19 protein-coding genes are annotated in these 20353 nt (G+C 71.2%); 10 read left to right on the top strand and 9 right to left on the bottom strand.

Translation table 11 applies throughout. The features are described from left to right. Positions 1-98: 98 nt before the first annotated feature. The 8 genes from SACGLDRAFT_RS05885 to SACGLDRAFT_RS05850 are packed head-to-tail and all read left to right on the top strand — an operon-like array spanning position 99 to position 9213. On the top strand, positions 99-1739 hold the full coding sequence (locus tag SACGLDRAFT_RS05885; protein WP_005462669.1) for a carbamoyltransferase family protein: 1641 nt from the start codon (positions 99-101) through the stop codon (positions 1737-1739). After that, on the top strand, positions 1736-3247 hold the full coding sequence (locus tag SACGLDRAFT_RS05880; RefSeq protein ID WP_005462667.1) for an HAD-IIIA family hydrolase: 1512 nt from the start codon (positions 1736-1738) through the stop codon (positions 3245-3247). The genes SACGLDRAFT_RS05885 and SACGLDRAFT_RS05880 overlap by 4 nt, the downstream gene beginning before the upstream one ends. Continuing rightward, positions 3244-4338 carry a glycosyltransferase family 9 protein gene (locus tag SACGLDRAFT_RS05875; protein WP_005462666.1) on the top strand — a complete coding sequence of 365 codons (1095 nt, stop codon included), beginning with the start codon at positions 3244-3246 and terminating at the stop codon, positions 4336-4338. The genes SACGLDRAFT_RS05880 and SACGLDRAFT_RS05875 overlap by 4 nt, the downstream gene beginning before the upstream one ends. After that, positions 4335-4898, top strand: coding sequence for a D-sedoheptulose-7-phosphate isomerase (locus SACGLDRAFT_RS05870; protein ID WP_005462665.1), 564 nt, complete (start codon positions 4335-4337; stop codon positions 4896-4898). Before SACGLDRAFT_RS05875 ends, SACGLDRAFT_RS05870 begins: the two co-directional genes overlap by 4 nt. Continuing rightward, entirely contained in the window at positions 4895-6277 is a 1383-nt protein-coding gene (rfaE2, locus tag SACGLDRAFT_RS05865; RefSeq protein ID WP_005462664.1) for a D-glycero-beta-D-manno-heptose 1-phosphate adenylyltransferase, read from the top strand. Before SACGLDRAFT_RS05870 ends, rfaE2 begins: the two co-directional genes overlap by 4 nt. A gap of 22 nt (positions 6278-6299) precedes the next feature. Next, positions 6300-6977: an SDR family oxidoreductase gene (locus tag SACGLDRAFT_RS05860; protein WP_005462663.1), complete on the top strand. Its 678-nt coding sequence runs from the start codon at positions 6300-6302 to the stop codon at positions 6975-6977. Continuing rightward, positions 6968-7981 carry a glycosyltransferase family 9 protein gene (locus tag SACGLDRAFT_RS05855; RefSeq protein WP_005462662.1) on the top strand — a complete coding sequence of 338 codons (1014 nt, stop codon included), beginning with the start codon at positions 6968-6970 and terminating at the stop codon, positions 7979-7981. Before SACGLDRAFT_RS05860 ends, SACGLDRAFT_RS05855 begins: the two co-directional genes overlap by 10 nt. After that, positions 7915-9213 (top strand): UDP-glucose dehydrogenase family protein, encoded by a 1299-nt coding sequence (locus SACGLDRAFT_RS05850; protein WP_040918639.1) that lies wholly within the window; start codon positions 7915-7917, stop codon positions 9211-9213. Before SACGLDRAFT_RS05855 ends, SACGLDRAFT_RS05850 begins: the two co-directional genes overlap by 67 nt. A 113-nt stretch (positions 9214-9326) precedes the next feature. On the opposite strand, the gene SACGLDRAFT_RS05845 is transcribed toward SACGLDRAFT_RS05850, so the two are convergent. After that, positions 9327-9743: a CBS domain-containing protein gene (locus SACGLDRAFT_RS05845; RefSeq protein WP_005462660.1), complete on the bottom strand. Its 417-nt coding sequence runs from the start codon at positions 9741-9743 to the stop codon at positions 9327-9329. Positions 9744-9895: 152 nt separating this feature from the next. Between SACGLDRAFT_RS05845 and SACGLDRAFT_RS05840 the strand changes: the two genes are divergently transcribed. Then, the gene (locus SACGLDRAFT_RS05840; protein WP_005462657.1) at positions 9896-10366 is read left to right on the top strand and encodes an anti-sigma factor antagonist; all 471 of its coding nucleotides are present in this window, start codon (positions 9896-9898) and stop codon (positions 10364-10366) included. Positions 10367-10467: 101 nt separating this feature from the next. Next, on the top strand, positions 10468-11370 hold the full coding sequence (locus tag SACGLDRAFT_RS05835; RefSeq protein ID WP_005462656.1) for a hypothetical protein: 903 nt from the start codon (positions 10468-10470) through the stop codon (positions 11368-11370). A gap of 221 nt (positions 11371-11591) precedes the next feature. Here the strand turns inward: SACGLDRAFT_RS05835 and SACGLDRAFT_RS05830 are convergent, their stop codons facing one another. Genes SACGLDRAFT_RS05830 through SACGLDRAFT_RS05795 form a run of 8 tightly spaced genes read right to left on the bottom strand, consistent with a single transcriptional unit; the run spans position 11592 to position 20256 of the window. Further along, a complete protein-coding gene (locus SACGLDRAFT_RS05830; RefSeq protein ID WP_005462643.1) occupies positions 11592-12446 on the bottom strand; it encodes a sugar phosphate isomerase/epimerase family protein in 855 nt (284 codons plus the stop codon). Between the two features lie 9 nt (positions 12447-12455). Then, positions 12456-13460: a sugar phosphate isomerase/epimerase family protein gene (locus SACGLDRAFT_RS05825; protein WP_005462641.1), complete on the bottom strand. Its 1005-nt coding sequence runs from the start codon at positions 13458-13460 to the stop codon at positions 12456-12458. After that, positions 13457-14857, bottom strand: a complete 1401-nt coding sequence (locus tag SACGLDRAFT_RS05820) for an alkaline phosphatase family protein (RefSeq protein ID WP_005462639.1) — start codon at positions 14855-14857, stop codon at positions 13457-13459. The genes SACGLDRAFT_RS05825 and SACGLDRAFT_RS05820 overlap by 4 nt, the downstream gene beginning before the upstream one ends. Then, positions 14854-15954, bottom strand: coding sequence for a metabolite traffic protein EboE (eboE, locus tag SACGLDRAFT_RS05815; RefSeq protein ID WP_005462635.1), 1101 nt, complete (start codon positions 15952-15954; stop codon positions 14854-14856). The genes SACGLDRAFT_RS05820 and eboE overlap by 4 nt, the downstream gene beginning before the upstream one ends. Positions 15955-15957: 3 nt before the next feature. Further along, entirely contained in the window at positions 15958-16821 is an 864-nt protein-coding gene (locus SACGLDRAFT_RS05810) for a TatD family hydrolase (protein ID WP_005462633.1), read from the bottom strand. Further along, positions 16818-18248 carry an EboA domain-containing protein gene (locus SACGLDRAFT_RS05805; protein ID WP_005462632.1) on the bottom strand — a complete coding sequence of 477 codons (1431 nt, stop codon included), beginning with the start codon at positions 18246-18248 and terminating at the stop codon, positions 16818-16820. The genes SACGLDRAFT_RS05810 and SACGLDRAFT_RS05805 overlap by 4 nt, the downstream gene beginning before the upstream one ends. Beyond that, the gene (locus SACGLDRAFT_RS05800) at positions 18245-19111 is read right to left on the bottom strand and encodes an SCO3242 family prenyltransferase (protein WP_005462631.1); all 867 of its coding nucleotides are present in this window, start codon (positions 19109-19111) and stop codon (positions 18245-18247) included. The genes SACGLDRAFT_RS05805 and SACGLDRAFT_RS05800 overlap by 4 nt, the downstream gene beginning before the upstream one ends. Further along, positions 19108-20256: an inositol-3-phosphate synthase gene (locus SACGLDRAFT_RS05795; RefSeq protein WP_005462630.1), complete on the bottom strand. Its 1149-nt coding sequence runs from the start codon at positions 20254-20256 to the stop codon at positions 19108-19110. Before SACGLDRAFT_RS05795 ends, SACGLDRAFT_RS05800 begins: the two co-directional genes overlap by 4 nt. Between the last annotated feature and the right edge of the window lie 97 nt (positions 20257-20353).

The raw sequence follows: 20353 nt of genomic DNA, 5'->3' as shown, positions 1-20353 counted from the left end.
GGGAATTCACCGTGATCTCGTTTGTCCACCACTCCGGTGGGTAGCGGCATAGTGCGGGTCGCGAGAGCGACTCCCGTCGATTCGGGAGGTGGGCACGAGTGCGGATACTCGGAATCAACGCCGTCTTCCACGACCCCGCGGCCGCGATCGTTGTGGACGGCCGGATCGTCGCCGCCGCCGAGGAGGAACGGTTCACCCGCCGCAAGCACGGCAAGGCCGCCGTCCCGTTCTCCGCCTGGGAGTTACCGGAGAAGTCGGCGGCGTGGTGTCTGGAACGAGCGGGCATCGAGGCGTCCGAACTCGACGCCGTGGCGTACTCCTACGATCCGGGGCTGGTCGACGAAACGCTCGACGGCGTGGACGCCGGGGGCTGGGAGAAACTGCGCACGCTCTACGCTCGGCGAGCACCGCAGTTCCTGAAGACGGCGCTGCCGGGGCTGGACCCGAGCATCGTCCGTTTCGTTCGGCACCACGTGGCCCACGCCGCGTCCGCGGCCCTCGCCGCGCCGTTCGGTGACTGCGCCGTCCTCACCTCGGACGGTCGCGGCGAAGCCGAGTCGTCGGTGCTGGGCGAGTACCGCGACGGCAAGTTCCTGGAACTGGCCCACCAGACTCTTCCGCACTCCCTCGGCCTCACCTACGAAAGCGCGACGGCGCACCTGGGTTTTCGCCGCTCCAGCGACGAGTACAAGGTCATGGCGCTCGCCTCCTACGGAACCCCGAGGTTCGCCTCCGAGCTCCGCGAATCGATCTTCGCCACCGGGGACGGCGGGTTCCGCACCGCGCCGGTGGACTGGGCGCGCTTCGCACCGCCCCGACGCCCCGACGGGGAGTTCCTCGCCGAGCACGCCGATCTGGCCGCCAGCGTGCAGCGGGTGACCGAGGAGGTGCTGCTCGACCTCGCGCGCTGGCTGCACGAGCGCACCGGTCACACCGACCTGGCCATGGCCGGGGGCACGGCACTCAACTGCGTAGCCAACACCCGCCTGTACGACGAAGGCCCGTTCGACCGGATCTGGGTGCAACCGGCGGCGGGGGACGCGGGCACGGCCCTGGGCGCCGCGTTGCAGCTCTCCACAGACTTCGGCGAACCCGTCGCTCCCATGACCGGGGCCGACCTGGGCAGGAGCTGGACCGACGACGAACTGGAGCGGTGGCTGCGTCGGGCCGGAGTGCCCTACGAACGGTGCGACGACATCGCCGAGACCGTGGCGGCCGCCCTCGCCGACGACGCGATCGTGGCCTGGTTCCAGGGCCGCGCCGAGTTCGGGCCCCGCGCGCTCGGACACCGGTCGCTGCTCGCCCATCCCGGCAGGCGCGAGAACCTGGAACGGCTGAACGACGTGAAGGGCCGCGAGCAGTTCCGGCCCGTGGCGCCGATGGTACTCGCCGAGCGTGCCTCCGAGTTGTTCTCCCGAGGGCCGATCCCGAGTCCGTACATGCTCTTCGTCCACGACGTCGCCCCGCGCTGGCGCGATCGCGTCCCCGCGGTGACGCATGTGGACGGTACGGCGCGGATACAGACCGTGGACTCCGCCGAAGAACCGTTGCTGGCCCGCATGTTGTCCGCGTTCGAACGCCGGACCGGACTGCCCACGGTGGTGAACACGAGCCTCAACACGGCGGGACGACCCATGGTCGACGACCCCCGGGACGCGCTGGAGTGCTTCGGCTCCGCGCCGGTGGACCTGCTCGCCATCGGACCGTTCGCCGTGTGGCGCAAGGGAGGGACAGCGTGACCCGACGGCGTGACTCGGAACGCGCACCCCGTCCCCCGGCCTACACCGTCGTGATCCCGACGACGGGACGTGACACTCTCGTCCCACTGTTACGGGGACTCGCGCACGGTGAGGGTCCCGCGCCCGACGAGGTGCTCCTGGTCGACGATCGCCCCTCCGACCGGGCCCACTCCCCCCTGACACCGCCGGAACTCGGTCCGCCCGTGCGGGTACTCGCCTCGGGCGGTCGCGGCCCGGCGGCCGCCCGCAACGTGGGATGGCGGGCCGCGAGGACCGAGTGGGTCGCGTTCCTCGACGACGACGTGTTGCCGTCACGGGACTGGCCCGCCCGCCTGGTCGACGACCTCACCGGGCTCGCCGACGACGTGGCCGCCTCCGTCGCCCGGATCGACGTCCCGCTCCCGGGCACCCGCGAGCCCACCGACGACGAACGCGACACGCTCGCGTTGACGCGAGCTCGCTGGATCACCGCCGACATGGCCTACCGGCGACAGGCCCTGATCGAGGTCGGCGGGTTCGACGAACGCTTCCCTCGCGCCTACCGGGAGGACGCCGACCTCGCCCTGCGGGTACGGCGCGCGGGCTGGCGCATCGTCGAGGGCGAGCGTGTGACGACCCATCCCCCGAAGCGCGGCGGGTTCTTCGCGAGCGTGCGCCGACAACGCGGCAACGCCGACAACGCGTTGATGCGCGCCAAACACGGCGCCCGCTGGCGGGACGAGGCCGGTGAGGGCCCCGGTCGGCTCGGCAGGCACGCGCTGACGACCGTGGCGGGACTGGCGGCACTCGCACTGGCCGCCGTCAGATCCCCGAAGGTGGCGTTGGCCGCCGGACTCTGGACGGGACTAACCGCGGAGTTCGCCACTCGCCGAATCGCACCGGGACCGCGCACTCCCGGCGAAGTGGTCCGGATGGCCGTGACGAGCGCGGTGATCCCTCCCGTGGCCTGCGCCCACCGCCTCGCGGGAGAGTGGCGGGTCCGACGCGGTCGCGCGGTGCTGTTCGACCGGGACGACACCCTGATCGAGGACGTGCCGTACTTGTCCGACCCCGAGAAGGTACGGCCGATGGCGGGCGCGGCCGACGCGCTCGACCTCCTGCGCACGGCGGGAGTTCCCGTGGGGGTCGTGAGCAACCAGTCCGGTCTGGCGCGAGGACACATCACCCCGGAACAGTTCCGGGCCGTCACCCGCCGCGTCGACGAACTGCTCGGACCGTTCCAGACCTGGCAGTACTGCCCCCACGCCCCCGACGAGGGATGCCCGTGCCGGAAACCCCGGCCCACCCTGGTGACCCGCGCCGCCGAGGAGCTGGGGGTGGACGTGCGCCGTTGCGTGGTCGTCGGCGACATCGGCTCCGACGTGGAGGCCGCGCTGACGGCGGGGGCGCGGGCGATCCTCGTGCCGACGGCCCGCACCCTGCCCGAGGAGGTGGAGCTGGCCCGCCGCCACGCGGTCGTCGCCCCCGACCTGCTCACCGCCGCGAGAATCGCACTGGGGCTGACATGACGGGCCGGGTCCTCGTCGCGCGCCTCGACAACATCGGCGACGTGCTGCTGGCGGGCCCCGCCGTCCGGGCCGTGGCCGCGCACGCCGACCACGTCGTCCTGCTCGCCGGACCACGCGGGCGCGCCGGTGCGGAGCTGCTCCCCGGCGTGGACGAGATCGTGGAGTGGTGCGCGCCGTGGATCGACCCGGAACCACCCGCTCTGACCGAGGCATCGGTCGACGCGCTCGTGAAGCAGATCCGGGACCTGCGGCTGGACGCCGCGTTCGTCCTCACCTCCTTCCACCAGTCCCCGTTGCCGCTGGCGCTCGTGCTGCGACTCGCGGGGGTGCCGTGGATCGGCGCGATCAGCGACGACTACCCCGGATCACTGTTGGATCTCAGACACCGAGTCGACGGGGACCCGCCCGAGTCCGAACGCGCGCTGTCGCTCGTCACCGCGGGCGGGTTCACGCTGCCCGAGGGCGACGACGGCACGCTCGCCGTCCGTCGTCCGCTGCCCGACACCCGAGCGCTGACCGGTCCGGACCCGTTCGTGGTGGTCCATCCGGCGGCCTCCGTTCCCGCGCGGCAACCCACGTGGGAGCGAACCGCCGCGGTGGTGTCGGCGCTCGCCGAGGCGGGACATCGCGTGATCCTCACCGGCGCTCCCTCCGAACGCCACCTCACCGCGCGCGTCGCCCTCGCCGCGGACTCGCGCGCGGGCCGGGTCGTCGACCTGGGAGGTGCGACGTCGCTTGCCGAACTCGCCGCCGTCCTGGCCGCGGCCCGCGTGGTGGTGGCCCCCAACACCGGCCCGGCGCACCTCGCCGCGGCCGTGGGCACCCCCGTGGTGTCCCTGTTCGCCCCCGTGGTTCCCAGCGCCCGCTGGGCCCCCTACGGCGTACCCAGTGTGGTGCTGGGAGACCGGGACGCGCCGTGCAAGGGCACCGGGGCCCGGCGCTGTCCCGTTCCGAACCATCCGTGCCTGGCGATCGACCCGGCGGACGTGGTCGAGGCCGTGGAGGCCCTGGCGCGCACGACCGGGCGCGGGAACGACGGTGCCGCCACCGCCTCGCGCGTCGGCACAAAACCCCCCGGAGGTGTGTCGTGATCGAAGAGCATTTCCGCGCACTGGAGAACGCGCTGCACCGGGTGCGCGCCGCGGCGCCGACCATCGAGGCGTGGGCGAAGCGACTCGCGGAGGTGTTGACCGACGGAGGCAGGCTGCTGGCGTGCGGCAACGGCGGCAGCGCGGCCGAGGCACAACACCTCACCGGCGAGCTCGTGGGCAAGTTCCGCCACGACCGACGACCGCTGTCCGCCATCGCCCTCCACGCCGACACCTCGGCCGCCACGGCGATCGTCAACGACTACGGGGAGCACGAGCTGTACGCGCGGCAGGTGCGCGCCCACGGCAGGCCGGGGGACGTGCTCGTCGCCTTGTCCACCAGCGGCCGCAGTCAGAACGTGGTCGCCGCCGCGAAGATGGCCCACGAACTCGGCATGGTGACCTGGGCGTTGACGGGCCCGGAGCCGAATCCCCTCACCGCGCTGTGCGACGACGCGGTGGCGGTGGACGCCGATCACGTGGCCACCGTGCAGGAAGTCCACCTCGCGGTCGTCCACGCACTCTGCGCCCAGCTCGACCGCACGCTGGGAGTGCCCGCATGAGGCCGCTCGTGGTGGTCGGCGACGCGCTGCTCGACGTCGACGTCGAGGGCACCGCCACCCGGCTGTCTCCCGAGGCGCCCGTGCCCGTGGTGGACGTGGAGGGCGAATGGGTGCGGGCGGGCGGCGCCGGGCTCGCGGCAACCCTGCTCGCCACGCACGCCGGAGGTGACGTGCGGCTCGTCACGGCGTTGGGCGACGACGACACGGGGCGGGAGCTCGCCGCGCTCCTGGCCCGTGACGTCGAGGTACTCCGGCTGCCGTTGGCGGGCGGGACGGTGCGCAAGACCAGGATCAGGGCCTCCGGGCAGTCGGTGACGCGCCTGGACACCGGCGACGGCCGCGCCACCCACGGCCCGCTGCCGGAGCGCGTGCGGCACACGCTCCGGGATGCGGGCGCGGTGCTGGTCTCCGACTACGGTCGCGGACTCACGGCGCACCCCCACGTGCGGCGGCTGCTCACCGAGGCCGCCCGGCGGGTGCCGGTGGTGTGGGACCCGCATCCGCACGGGGCCGCGCCCGTGTCCGGTGTGACACTGGCCACCCCCAACGAGCGGGAGGCCCACTCGGTCACGGACCCCCAGCTCGGTCCGGCCGAGGCCGCGAGGGCGGTGCGGCGGCGGTGGCGCTGTCACGCCGCGGCGGTGACGCTGGGAGCACGCGGTGCGGCGCTCGCCGTCCCGGACGGAACCGCACTCGCCGTTGGCGTCCCGGACGGCGCCACGCTCACCGGCCGGCAGCTCGACACCTGCGGCGCGGGTGACCGATTCGCCGGCGCCGCCCTCACCGCGCTGGCCGCCGGCGCCGACGTGGTCGACGCCGTGACCTCGGCGGTGGAGGCCGCATCGAGGTTCGTCGCCGCCGGGGGAGCCACCGCCCTGTCCACGAAGGACACCCACCGTGACGGTGAGCTCCCCCTCCCGCCGGGCGAGGCCGCGCCGGTGTTCGCGTTCGCGGAGTCCGTGCGCAGACGCGGCGGCAGGCTCGTCGCCACGGGCGGGTGCTTCGACCTCCTGCACACCGGGCACGTGAGTCTGCTGCGCCACGCGAGGTCACTGGGTGACGCGCTCGTCGTCTGCCTCAACTCCGACGAGTCGGTTCGGCGACTCAAGGGCCCCGGACGGCCGGTCGTCACGGCGAGCGACCGCGCCCGCCTGCTCGCCGAACTGTCCTCCGTGGACGCCGTGGTGGTGTTCGAGGAGTCGTCGCCGTCGGCCGTGCTCGAACGACTGCGCCCCGACGTGTGGGTCAAGGGCGGCGACTACGCGGGCGGTGAACTCCCCGAGGCCGAGGTGGTGCGCCGCCACGGCGGCGAGGTGGTGCTGGTGCCGGTCGTGGAGGGCTACTCCACGACGCGGTTGCTCTCGGGGACGAGCCGGTGAACGAGGGAAGCGAGGAGGCACGATGAAGATCCTGATCAGCGGTGGTTCGTCGGGACTCGGGGCCGCGACGGTCCGGGAGGTCCTCGACGCGGGCGACACCCCGCTCGTGCTCGACCGTAAGCCACCCGAGGCCACCGGGGTGGACCACGCCCTGGTCGACCTCGCCGACACGCCCGCCGCCGAGCACGCGGTGCGGGAGCTGGCCGAGCGGGCGGGCGGGCTCGACGCCGTGTTCACCGCCGCGGGCATCGACGTCCCCGGCAGGCTGGACGCCGTCTCCACCGAGGACTGGGAACGTGTGGTACGGGTCAACCTGCTGGGCACCGCCGCCGTCGTGCGCGCGGCCCTGCCCTACCTCGAACGCTCACGGGGCAAGGTCGTCACCTGCTCCTCCACGCTCGGACTGCGCTCGGTCTCCGACGCCACGGCCTACTGCGCGTCGAAGGCGGGGGTCGTCGCCTTCACCCGCGCGCTCGCCGCCGAGACCGCCGGCCGGATCGGGGTCACGTTGCTGGTGCCCGGTGGCATGCACACCGCTTTCTTCGATTCCCGCGACGAGAAGTACAAGCCCCCGGTCGGCGCGAAGCTCAACGACCCGGCGAACGTGGCCCGAGCCGTCCTGCACGCACTGCGGCAACCCGAGGGCTGCGAGGTCCGGGAACTGGTCGTCTGCCATTCGGAAGAGGGCTCATGGCCGTGACGCTCGCGCTGCGCGCGCTCGGGCTCGGTGACCTGTTGACCGCCGTGCCCGCGTTGCGTGCGCTGCGCGGGGCACGGCCGGACGACCGGCTCGTGCTGGCCGCGCCCGCCCCTCTGGCGCCCCTCGTGGAACTGGTGGACCCCGACGGGCCGGGCATCGAGCTGCTGCCCACGCCGGGGTTGTCGGCGCTGCCCCCGGCGCCTTCCGTCGACCTCGCCGTGAACCTCCACGGCAGCGGCCCGGAGAGCATCGCCGACCTGCTGGCCACCCGGCCGCGGCACCTGCTCACCCACCGGCATCCCGACTATCCCCACCTCGACGGCCCCGAGTGGCGAAACGACGTGCACGAGGTGGCTCGCTGGTGCGAGCTGCTCCGCTGGCACGGCATCCCCGCCGACCCCACCGATCTCACCCTGGCCGCACCACCCGTACCGGCTCCCGTGTCGAACGCCGTGATCGTCCATCCCGGAGCGGCGTTCGGAGCGCGCAGGTGGCCTCCGGAGCGGTTCGCCGCCGTGACACGCGCGCTCGCCGCCGACCTGGCGGGCACCGACACCCCCGTGCTCGTCACCGGCAGCGAGGCGGAACGGCCGTTGGCCACCGAGGTGGCCGTGCGGGCGGGGCTCGGCACGTCCGCCGTGCTGGCGGGCCACGATCTCGGCACCCTGGCGGCGCTCGTGGCCGACGCCGCGCTCGTCGTCTGCGGTGACACGGGGGTCGGTCACCTCGCCACGGCCTTCGGGACGCCGTCGGTGCTGTTGTTCGGTCCCACTCCTCCCAGCCGCTGGGGACCGCCCGCCACCCGACCCCAGCACGTCGTGCTCTGGGCGGGCACCGTCGGCGATCCCCATGCCCCGACCCCGGACGCGGGACTGTTGCGACTCACCGTGTCCGCCGTACTCGACGCCGCCCGAAGGCTGCTCGCCGGAGGTGACCCATGTCGGACCGCACGGACCGGAATCGTCTCGCCGTCGGTGTCGTCGGCACCGGCTACGTCGGACTGACCAGCGCCGCCTGCCTGGCCCACCTGGGACACCGGGTGACGGGCGTGGACGTCGACGCCACCAAGATCTCCTCCCTGTCCCGTGGCGAGATCCCGATCGCCGAACCGGGCCTCGGCGCGCTGGTCGCCGAGGGACTCTCCGAAGGGCGACTCGCCTTCACCACCGACCCGGACGCGTTGTCCCGTGCCGAGGTGGTCGTGCTGTGCGTTCCCACCCCCACGGGGCCGGAGGGCGCCACCGAGCTGCGGGCGTTCGACGCCGCGGTCGGCTCCCTGGCGGAGGTCCTCGACCCCGACTGCGTCGTGGCCGTGAAGTCGACGGTGCCGGTCGGCACGACCACACGGACGGAACGGCTGCTGGGGCGGCCCGCGGTGAGCAACCCCGAGTTCCTCCGGGAAGGACACGCGGTCCACGACTTCCTGCACCCCGACCGCATCGTCGTCGGCGCGACCGACCCGACGGCCGCCGACCTCGTGACCGCGCTCTACGACGGCGTGGCGGCCCCGGTCCTGCGCACCGACCCCGCGAGCGCGGAGCTGGCGAAGTACGCGAGCAACGCCTTCCTCGCGGTGAAGGTGTCCTACGTCAACGTGCTCGCCGAGCTGTGCGAACGCCTCGGCGCCGACATCGTCGATGTGGCACGGGTCATGGGTCTCGACCCGCGCATCGGCTCGGCGTTCCTCGCCCCCGGCCCCGGTTGGGGCGGGTCGTGCCTGCCAAAGGACACCCGCGCGCTCCTGCACACGGCGGACGAGGCCGGTGTCGACTTCGCGCTCCTGGCCGACACGGTGGCGGCCAACCGACACCAGCACGAGCGCGTGGTGACCAAGGTTCGGCAAGCCGTCACCGGAGCAACCGACGGCTGTCTGGACGGCCTACGCCTGGGGCTGCTCGGGTTGACGTTCAAGGCCGGGACCGACGACGTGCGCGCCTCGCCCGCGCTCGCGGTCGCGACGCGGCTCGCGGAGGCCGGTGCGGTGCTGACCGGGTACGACCCCGGCATCGACCGCGACCGCGTGGCCGGAGTGGTCCAGGTGGTGGACGACGTCACGCTGGTGGCCAAGGACGCCGCCGGGTTGGTGGTGCTGACGGAGTGGCCGGAGTTCCACGACCTCGACTGGGCGTTGCTGGCCGCCCTGAGCGAACGCGCGACGATCGTCGACACGCGTAATCTGCTCGACCCCGAGCTCCTGGAGCGGGCGGGCTTCGCGTATCACGGGTTGGGTCGTTGAATTGTCGCCAGGACAATAGCGGAAACGTTTCACGTTTTGTCTCCGCTACTTTCCTGGAACTAGTCAGCGACTATTTTCCGAACCCGACGACAAACCCTAACGAATTCACTCGATCAGTCACGCGAGATGCCCTCCACGGTCTCTCCCACCTCGGCGTCGGGAAGTTCTCGCGCGACGTCGGCCTGCGCCACCATTCCGACGAGTTCCTCGTGTTCCACGACGGGCAATCGCCGTACCTGGTGACGCGACATCAGCCGCAGCGCCTCCTCCACGTCGTCGTCGGGCCCCACCGCGACGACCTCGTCCCTCGGCAGCTCCCCCACGTGCACGGCCACCGGGTCCTTGCCCTCTGCCAGCACTTTCACCACGATGTCGCGATCGGTGAGCATCCCCTTGAGCTTGTGGTCCTCCCCCCGGATGGGCAGCGCACCGACCCCCTTGTCCGCCATCGTCCGGGCCGCGTGCGTCACCGTCTCGCTGGTTTCCGCATACAGTGGGTTCGTGGTCATGATTTCTCGAACGCGCGTCATCGTCGGATCACTCCTCGTATATCGGAAAAAATCCTCCGATTGGGGAGTGCCCAGCGATTCTGGTCTTTGCACGTTGCGCCGTCCGGGCTAGTCTTTGGGCGTCGGGCGGTTGAGTAGAAAGCGGCCGGACGTAGTTCGACCTATCGGTTGATGTGGACACCGCTGGAGGTGCCGTGTCCGAATTGGCAGTACCCACTTCACTGCTGGGTTTAACCACTGAATGTCACGAAGCAGGAGTCGTGGTCACGGTGAGCGGGGAGATCGACCTCAGCACGAGGGGCGAACTCGCCGAGCACCTGGCCGGGGCACTCGACGCCGTGTCGCCGCCCCAGTCGCTCGTCGTGGACCTCGGTGAGGTCTCGTTCCTGGGCTCGGCGGGACTGGCTCTACTGCTCGACACCCAGGACGCCGCCGTACGCAAGGGCGTTCCTTTGCGCGTGGTGGCCACACAGCGTGCGGTCCGGAGACCGATCGAAGCCGTGGGTCTGGCCGAGGCACTGCCGCTGTACCCGACGGTGGAGTCGGCCCTGACCGAGTTCCCCGTCCCCCGGAGCGGGGACGAGCCGACGCGAGAGGACGACCTGACGCAGTTCCCGTTCCAGGTGAACCCCGCGCTTCGGTGAACACCGACGGTGGCCCTCACCGTGGCACCACGGCGAGGGCCACCGTCGCACCCCCTCGACAGTTGTCGAACGCGTGTTCGAATTCATGGTACCGTCCCCTTGTGACGAACGACATAGTCTTTGAGGCCGCATCGACGTTCCTGTCGGCGAACGCCCGACTGCTCGACCGACACCGGTTCCGGCTGCTCGTGGGGACGGGAGATCCGTCGGCGACCCTGTCGGCGCTCGCGGGTTACCGCAACGCCGACGGCGGGTACGGCCACGGTCTCGAACCCGATCTGCGGTCACCCGAGAGCCAACCCTCCGCCGCCCTGCACGCCTTCGAGGTGATGGCGGAACTCGCCCCGGTGACGACCTCTCAGGCCGAACAACTCTGCGACTGGTTGCTGACGGTCACGTTGCCCGACGGCGGGCTGCCGTTCGCATTGCCCGTCACCCGTCCCGAGAACTGCGCGCCGTTTTGGGTCGAGGCCGACCCGACGACCTCGTCCCTCCAGATCACCGCCGTCGTGGCCCAGCACGCCCACCGGGTGGCCGCCCACGACCGGGCCGTGGCCGACCATCCGTGGCTGGCGCGCGCCACCGAGTTCTGTGTGTCGGCCATCCGGCGCCTGCGCCGGCAGCGGCGCACTCCCCACGCCATCGAGCTGGCCTTCGCCGTGCGCTTCGCCGACATACTGAGCAGCCGGAATCCCGAGACGGGTCGCGAGCTCCTCGCCATCCTGGGAACGTTCGTGCCCGACGACGGCACCGTCCACGTGCAGGGCGGCGCCGCCGACGAGTACATGCGGCCGTTGGACTTCGCACCGCTGCCCGGACCCGCCCGCGCGTTGCTGTCACCGGAAGCGGTGGAGAACGACCTCGCCCGGCTGAGGTCGCAGCAGGCGGCCGACGGAGGCCGGACCGTCGACTTCGGCAGCTACTCCCCCGCCGCCGAGCTGGAATGGCGTGGCTACACCACGGTGAACGCCCTGCGAATCCTGACAGGCCAACGGAACGGCTGAGTTCCCGACGTCACCGGCCTCGCGGAGGCAGGCGAAGCCACCTTCGGTGCCGAGCACCCGGCCGGTGATCCGGCGTGTCTCGTCGGTGACGAACGCCACCCGGCCAGCTGCATGGGCTTCCGCGCGGGATCCGGGTCCTCGGGTGAGTTCCCAGCGCGCCATGCTCGGTTTCCGGCCGCGAGCGGTGCGCCCACCACCCACGGCCGGAACCACCGGAGGAATCAAAAACGCAGGTTCACCAGGTAGTCGAAGCCCACCTTGGCCGTGTTCAGCGGGTCGGCCGGGTCGTCGTGTTCGACGATGTACTGCTTCATCGGCCCGATCCACGTCCGACGGAACAGCGTCGCCCAGTCGATGGTGCCCGTGCCGACGTCGGCCCAACCGCCGTCCTGCCCACGGTCCTTGACGTGGAACTGCAGGACTCGGCCGAACCGGCGGAAGTACTCCACCACCGGGTCGGCCCCGCCCTCGATCACCCAGTACAGGTCGTACTCCAGGTGCACGTTGCGAGGGCTGGTGCGCTCGGCGATGACGTCGATGGGCCGGACGCCGTCGATGGGCCGGTACTCGTGGTCGTGGTTGTGGTACCCGTACGAGATGCCCGCCCTGCGGAAGGCCGCCGCGGCCTTGTCGAGCCGCTCCGCGAACGCCTTCCACTCGTCGAGCGTGGAGTAGTTGGCGTAGGCGCAGGCCGCCTTCCGGTAACCGATCGTCCTCGCCTCCTCGATGAGGTCGTCGACGTCGGCACCGTCGAACGCGACGTGGGCGGAAGTCGCCCTGAGGTGGTAGCGGTCGAGCAACCGGCGGAACTCGGCGGCGGAGCGCCCGTAGGTGCCCGCGAGCTCCACGGAGCGGTAGCCGATGTCGGCCAACGCCTCCAGCGTGCCCTCCAGGTCCGCCTCCAGCAGGTTCCGAAGGGTGTAGAGCTGGATGCTGATCCGGTTTCTGGGAATGCGTCTACCCACGCCCCAGTGCGCGTGGGCGGTACCGCTCATCGCTCCGGTGAGCCCCACGACGGCCGCGGCTCCCACCGCGGTGCGGAACATCGCCCTGCGGGACAGCTTCGTGTCTCTCATGGCGTCTCGTCACCTCTCCGTGCTGAACGCGGCGTCGAAGGCGGCTTCCGGCTTGTCGAAAAGATGAGCGCGGATGTACTGCACGGCTTCGGCGGCGCCCCGCAAACGGTCCATGCCCGCGTCCTCCCACTCGACCGAGATGGGCCCGGTGTAGCCGATGGCGTTCAGCGCCCGGAAGGCGCTCTCCCAGTCCACGTCACCGTGTCCGGTGGACACGAAGTCCCAGCCCCGCCGCGGGTCGGCCCAGGGCAGGTGCGAGCCGAGCCTGCCGTTACGGCCATCCAGCCGCTTCTTCGTGTCCTTACAGTCCACGTGGTAGATGCGGTCGGCGAAGTCGAGGATGAAGCCCACCGGGTCGAGGTCCTGCCACACGAAGTGCGACGGGTCCCAGTTCAGGCCGAAGGCGGGCCGGTTGTCCACGGCTTCCAGCGCCCGCTTGGTGGTCCAGTAGTCGTAGGCGATCTCGCTGGGGTGCACCTCGTGGGCGAACCGCACCCCCACCTCGTCGAAGACGTCGAGGATCGGGTTCCAGCGCCGGGCGAAGTCGGCGTAACCGTCCTCGATCATCTCCGCGGACACCGGAGGGAACATCGCCACGTACTTCCAGATCTTCGACCCGGTGAAGCCGATGACGGTGTCCACGCCCAGTTTCGCGGCGGCCCTGGCCGTGTCGGCCATCTCGGCCGCGGCTCGCTGCCGTACCCCCTCGGGATCGCCGTCTCCCCAGATCCGGGCGGGCAGGATGTTGCGGTGCCGCTCGTCGATCGGGTCGTCGCACACCGCTTGGCCGACGAGGTGGTTGGAGATGGCCCAGACCTTGAGGCCGTAGGATTCGAGCAGTTTCAGCCTGTTCGCGACGTAGTCCTCCTCGGCCAAGGCCCGATCGACCTCGAAGTGGTCGCCCGAGCAGGCGATCTCCAGCCCGTCGTATCCCCATTCCGAGGCGAGTCGGCACACCTCCTCGAACGGCAGGTCGGCCCACTGGCCCGTGAACAGCGTTACCGGTCGGCTCATCGTTGAGTTCCCTCTCGGATTCCTTGCAGTTGCAGGAGCAGGTGGTGGACGTCCGTGGCGGACAGCCGGCCGGAGGCCTCCACGGCGGAAGGCACGGCCGGATCGGAGCAGACCAGCACCGGACCGTGCTCGGGAGAGTCCGGAAGCCGGCCGTGTGAGCCCCGTACCCACCTCGGGTCGGTGGGCACCACGTTCATGGCGTAGCGCAGCCCGAGCTTCTTGCGCACCAGGTTGAGCCCCGCCCTGGCCTTGGCGAAGCGATCGGTCGGGTCCAGGAACAGCTCGGCCGGGTCGTAGCCGGGCTTGCGGTGGATCTCCACGCCCCGCGCGAAGTCGGGCGCGTGGTCGTCGTCGAACCAGTAGTAGTAGGTGAACCACGCGCGAGGTTCGGCCACCGCGACGAACTCACCCGCCCGCTCGTGGTCGAGTCCGTACCGAGCCTGGGCCTCGCGGTCCAGGACCTCGTCCACACCGGTGAGGTTCTCGACGATCTTGCGAACCCTCGGCAGGTCGGAGTCGTCGGCGACGTAGACGTGGGCGACCTGGTGGTCGGCCACGGCGAACGCCCGTGACGTCCACGGGTCCAGGTACTCCATGCCGTCCTGGGTGTAGACCTCCAGCAGCCCTTCCCGCCGCAGCGCCCGGTTGATGTCCACCGGGGTGTCCACGGGCGTGATGCCGTACTCGGACAGTGCCACCACGGTGGTCCCGGCTCGCTGGGCGTCGGCGAGCAACGGCGCCAGGACGGCGTCGACGTCGCGGGCCGCCTTCACCGCCTGGGACGAGTTGGGACCGTACCGCTGGAGGTCGTAGTCGAGGTGCGGCACGTACGCCAGCAGCAGGTCGGGGTTGTCGGTGCGCAGGATGCGCCGGGTGGCCTCCACGATCCACTTCGACGAGGTGATCGATGCCGTGGGCCCCCAGTACTGGAACAGCGGGAACGCCCCGAGTTCGGCCGTTAGCGCGTCGTGCAGATGCGGCGGACGCACGTAGCAGTCGGGCGACTTGCGCCCGTCGGCGTGGTAGATGGGCCTCGGGGTGACCGTGATGTCGGTGGTCGCGCCCATCGCGTACCACCAGCACACGTTGGCGGCGGTGTAGTCGGGGTACGCCTTCCGCGCGACCTCCCACACCTTCGGCCGTTGGACGAGCTTGTTGTGCTGCCGCCACAGGTAGACCTCGCCGAGGTCCCGGAAGTACCAGCCGTTGCCCACGATGCCGTGCTCGGCGGGCATCGCTCCGGTGAGCAGCGTCGACTGCACGCTGCACGTGACGGCGGGGAGCACAGTGCCCAGTTCGGCCTGCCATCCCTTGGCGGCCACCTTCGACAGGTTCGGCATGTGCCGCAACAGGTCGGGCGTCATGCCCACCACGTCGAGCACCAACAGTTTCCTCATGCGGCTACCTCCGTCCGTGCCCAGCCCAGTTCGTCGGCGATCCCGACGGCGAGATCGGTGCGGTCGGCCTCGGGCAGTACCGTCCACGTGTAGGTCTCGACCTCGACGTGAGGACGTGGTCGTCCGCTCTCGTCCAGAGCGGTCATCGCGTCGACCAGCACGTCCGTGGTGGAGGTGAGCGGTGGGGCCGGCCGGGTGTGCAGCGGCACGTGGAAGTGCACGCGCCAGGGTCCGGCTCCCGGCAGATCCGTCAACGCGGCGTCGAGGTCGTCGGCCGCGAGGACCTCCCCGGTGGGCGAGAGCTCCCGCACCTGGTGGAGGTAGCGAGGTTCGCAGAACTCGGCGAGCGCCGCACGAGCCCGATCCTCGGCCGGGTTCTCGACGTGCAGCGCGGCCGACGCCTGCACCTTCACCACGTCGAGCCCGGCGTCGTGGACGCGACGTACCTCCCGTGCCGGGTCGGCGAACGACACGGCCAGGTGGCAGGTGTCGAGGCACACCCCGACGTGGTCGGGGTCGACCCGACCGGACAGCCACGACACCGCGTCGGCCACCGTGTCGAGCACGCATCCGGGTTCGGGTTCCACGGCCAGCCGCAATAGCCTTCCGTCGCGTTCGGACAATGCTTTGGCGTGTGCCGTGACCTCCTCGAAGGCCTTCGCGGCGCGCTCGTCATCGGCCGGGTCCCACGGCTCACGCCAGGCCAGTGGCAACGTCGAGATGCTGCCGTAGCTCGCGTCCTCGTGCAGCAGGTCGGCCAGCACGGTCAGGCAGTCGCGGGTGTAGCGCAGCCTGCGCGGGTCAGTCCACTCCGGAACGTACACCGCGTGCTTGACGACGTCGTCGTGGAAACCGCCGTACGGAAAGGCGTTGAGCGTCTGCACTCCCAGCCCTCTGGCCTTCAGCTCACCGGCGAACCTTGCCCTGGTATCGGGGTCCTCGGCCAGTGCCGACGCCACGTCGGCGGCGAGCCACAATCCCACGCCGAGCAGGTCGAGTCCGAGCCGCTCCCGCACCGGCACGGCGTAGGTGTCGAGTTGCCGGACGATGCCGTCGAGATCCTCGGCGGGATGCACGTTGGTGCAGTAGGAGAGCACGGCTCACTTCCTCGCGCCGCGCAGCACGGAGTTGCCCTCGAACGTCTCGGCCGTCGGGGCCGCCCCCGGCAACGGGTCGAGCATCAGTTTCTCGCTCTGCCCGTAGAACGCGACGGGGTTGTCCCACAACACCTTGTCCACTTCAGACTCACTGAATCCGGCTTCGAGCATGGCATTGCCCGTGCGGTAGGTCTTGAGCGGGTCGGAACGTCCCCAGTCGGCCGCCGAGTTCACCAGCATCCGATCGGTGCCGTACTCCTTCAGGATGGCCACCATGCGGTGTTCGTCCATCTTCGTGTCGGGATAGATGGAAAAGCCCATCCAGCACCCGGACTCGGCGACGAGTCCGACGGTGACCTCGTTGAGGTGGTCCACCACCACGCGGGCCGGGTCGATGCCCGACTCCCGGACGACGTCGAGCGTGCGTCGCGTGCCCGCGAGCTTGTCGCGGTGCGGGGTGTGCACGAGCACGGGCAGGTCGTGCTCGATCGCGAGTTCCAACTGCTGGGTGAACGCCTTCTCCTCGGCGTCGGTCATCGAGTCATATCCGACCTCGCCGACGGCCACCACGCCGTCCTTGGCGAGGTAGCGCGGCAGCACGTCGAGCACCTCGGTACACCGAGGGTCGTTGGCCTCCTTGGGGTTCAACGCGATCGTGCAGTGATGCCGGATGCCGAACTGCGAGGCCCGGAACCGCTCCCACCCGATCAGCCCGTCGAAGTAGTCCGTGAACGAACCGACGTTCGTGCGAGGCTGCCCGAGCCAGAACGCGGGTTCGACGAGGGCGCGCACTCCGGCGGCGTACATGTTCTCGTAGTCGTCGGTGGTGCGCGACGTCATGTGGATGTGCGGATCGAAGATCTTCATCGGGCGACCTCCTCGTCACGGGTGGCGCCGAGGGCCAGGATCGCCTCGGCATCGGCGGGCACGGTGCGGCCCGCGGCCTTCCTCTCGGCCACGTAGTCGGAGACCATGCGGATCAGTTCGGCGTCGCAGCGTCGGGACAACCCGGCGACGGCCGCCGTGGGCACGCCGGTGAACAGGAACTTCAGGACGCCGTGCCGCCAGCCATGGTCGTCGAGGTGGTCGGCGGCGAACGGCCCGAGCGCGGCGGCCACCAACCCGGTGTCGTTGGCCCTCAGCGCGTCGGCCACCAACCGCACCCCGGCCTCGACCACCCGTGGGTCGTCGGTGGGCAGGACGTGGAGGTTGCGCAGCACGCCGCGACGCTCGGCGCCGTCGCCGTACCGGTACAACTCCTCCACTTCCTTCACGAGCGCGTCGGCGTCCAAGGCCGAGCCCAGCGCGGCCAGGAGCTTGCCGCGCGCGTGGTCGTCGACGGTGCCGTGCACGAGCCCTTCCGGGTCGACGTCCGGGCGGAGGGCGGTGCGCCCAACCTTCCGGCCCACCGCCGGGAACAGCGTGCGGATGCGGGTGGGATCGGACCGGATCGCCTCCTGCGCGTCGACCACCCAGTCGGCCGCCGTCAACGCCACCTTCGCCCGGCGAGCGACGTCCGGGGCGGCGTGGCTGTGCCGGGGCAGTTCCACGGCCGCCAGCCCCGAGTAGCCGATCTCGGCCAGCGCGCCGAGTGTCTCGGCGAGGTCGAGCCGTCCTTCCCCGAACTCCAGGTGCTCGTGCACGCCGGGGAGCATGTCGTCCAGTTGCACGTTGAACAGCAGGTCACCGGCCTTGCGAACGCATTCCGCGGCGCTGACGGGCTCCACCGCCACGCAGTGCCCGACGTCGAGCGTGATGCCGAGGCGGTCGGGCTCGCCCAGCTCCCGCCGCAACGCCAACGCCTGGTCGAGGTGCTGGACGTAGTGACCGGGCTCGGGTTCCAGGGCGAACCGGGCCTTCGTCCCGTCCAGGACCTCCGACACCGTGGACACCAGCCGCCGCCACGCCGTGTCGTCGTCCACGGTGGGATCGGCGACCCCCGACCAGAACGAGACGCACTCCGCACCGAGGTCGACGGCGATGTCGGCCGCCCGGCGCAGGAAGTCCAGCCTGGGGCCGGGATCGTCGGAGAGCAGGGTGGGCTGATGCTTGCGCCACGGATCGAGCAGGAACCGGGCGCCGGTCTCGACCACCACTCCGAGCCCCAGTTCCGACAGTCGTTTCGCCACCCGCGCCGTCCGCGCGGCCACGTCGGCGGCGAACGGGTCCAGGTGCGCGTGGTCCAACGTCAACGCCACCCCCGAGTAGCCGAGGTCGGCGATGATCGCCAGGGCGTCGTCGAGCCGGTGGTTGGCGAAACCGTTGGTGCCGTATCCGAATCGCAGTGTGCTCACGTCGGGCTCACCTTCCTCGCGAGTCGCCGCGCCAGCGGCAGAGCGGTCACCAGCAGCGTCGCGGCACGCACGGCTCCGTGCCTCGCCGCGATGGTGGCCTGAAGCGGAACCATGCCGTGGATACCGGCTTTCGTCGCCTCGCGCACCCGCTGGGCCGAGGGGTTCCGCAGGGCCGCGTACTGGGCGCGGCCCACGGTCAGCGCGTACGCGCCCGCGAACGCCGCCGTGGCCGCCCGTCGCGCCCGACCACCAACGGCGGGGGAACGTCGCCGCGCCACCGCGGCGGAGGCAGCGGAAGTCACCGTCGCCGCGAGAGCACTCCCCGCGGTACGGGCGTTGGTACCGTGCACCTCCCCCGTGGACAGAGTGGTGACGCCGAACGTGTGCACGCCCAGCGCTCCCGCCGCGGGCAGGGCCGCGCGTTCCCGCCCGGAAGCGCCCATGAGCACGTCCAACGCCCGGCACGCCGCCATCCCCGCCGGTCCCAACGCCGTGCCCTTCAGGGCCGTGTCGTACGCCCACAGGCAGGCGGCGAGCGGCACCGCCGTACGCCACGCGCGGGCGCCCCCGCCGAGTCGGGCCAACGCGAGCCCGGCGGCGGTGAGGGCGGCCCCCGTGGCCAATGCCGCGTTCGCGCTCACCCGTCCGGACGGGATGGGACGTTCGGGACGCTCCACCGCGTCGAGATCCCGGTCGGCCCAGTCGTTGAGCGCCATGCCCGCCCAGTAGAACGCCGTCGACGCCAAAGGCAGCAAGCGCCTTCGGCCGCGTAACGGGACTCCCGCGGCCGCCGCGCCGGCCACGGTGTCGCCCACCACGGTCAACGCCGCGGGCGCCCGGACGAGCTCGACGTACGCGCTCACAGCGTGCCCGCCCACTCGACGAGTTCGGAGAACTGATGCGCGAGCCGGTGTTCGTCACTGCCCATCGGATCCTTGAAGAAGAACCCGAGGGAGGCCAACGGCCCCGTCCGCCCCGCCGCGTGGGCCGCCGCCGTGAAGCGCGCCAGGTCGAGCACCAACGGCGCGGCGAGCGAGGAGTCGTAGCCGGTCCACGTGAACTGCAGGCTCATGCGGGCGCCGAGGAACCCCTCGAACGACACGTGGTCCCAGGCGATCTTCTGCTCCCCGAGGTCGGGGACGTTGTCGATGTGCAGGGGCGCGGTGACGTCCCCGCCCAGCAGCGTCGCCAGCCCCCGGCCCTTGGACGCGAGCTTGCTGCCCGCATGCTCGGCGTCGGCCAACGTCATGCCGTCGCCGCCCCCGAGGAGGTTGGTACCCGACCACGACCGCACCGTGAAGCCCCGTGTGGTGAACATGGGCGCGAGCGTGCTGCGCACCAGGGTCTCGCCCGTCTTGCCGTCGGCCCCGGCGTAAGGCACCCGCTGCCGGTCGGCCAACGTTCTCAACGCGGGAATCCGGATGCCCGTCGACGGCGTGAAGTCGACGAACGAGCACCCCGCCCGCAACGCCGCGTAGGCTGCCACCGAACTCGGCGGCAGCACCGTGCGACCGGGAACGGCCATGGCCGCCTCCAGTGCACCCAGGTTGTCGTGTTCGGACAGAGCGGGGAACACGGGTTCGGTCGACGACACGTTGATCACCACGACCCTGGCCAGGTCGTGCCTGCGCGCGAACTCGGTGATGTCCGCGGTTAGGTTCCGCGCCGCCTCCGCCTGCGTGCCCGCGTGCGTCGCCGGGTGGTAGCCGGGTCGCAAGTCACTTTCTACTTCGGACAGTGAGGAGCGCACCGCGTCGAGGACCCGATGCGGAACCACGCCGGCCTCGGCGAGTAGTTCGGCTCGTTTCTCCAGGGGAGTGTCGACGATGTCGTGTCCTCCGACGCGGAGGTCTTCCCACTCCGGCAGCGGGACATCGGCGAACTCCTGCAGCGTACTGACACAACCGACGGGAGGAACGACTCCGGACCGCAACGCGAGCAGCCCCGTGATCGCCGTGGTGGCGACCGAACCCCTGGCACCGATCAACCACAACCCTGTGGGCGCCATGATGCACCAACCTCAGTTCACTTATGTTCGTTCGCGGCGGGGCTCGCGCCGCCGCGCCTTGACCGTCCCTCTCACTCTCCCCTGCCGTTCCGGCGTC

The organism is Saccharomonospora glauca K62 (genome assembly GCF_000243395.2).
In the GTDB taxonomy this organism is placed as follows: Bacteria; Actinomycetota; Actinomycetes; order Mycobacteriales; family Pseudonocardiaceae; genus Saccharomonospora; species Saccharomonospora glauca.
The sequence above is the reverse complement of the archived record's forward strand: the minus strand, read 5'-3'. Positions and strand labels throughout refer to the sequence as shown.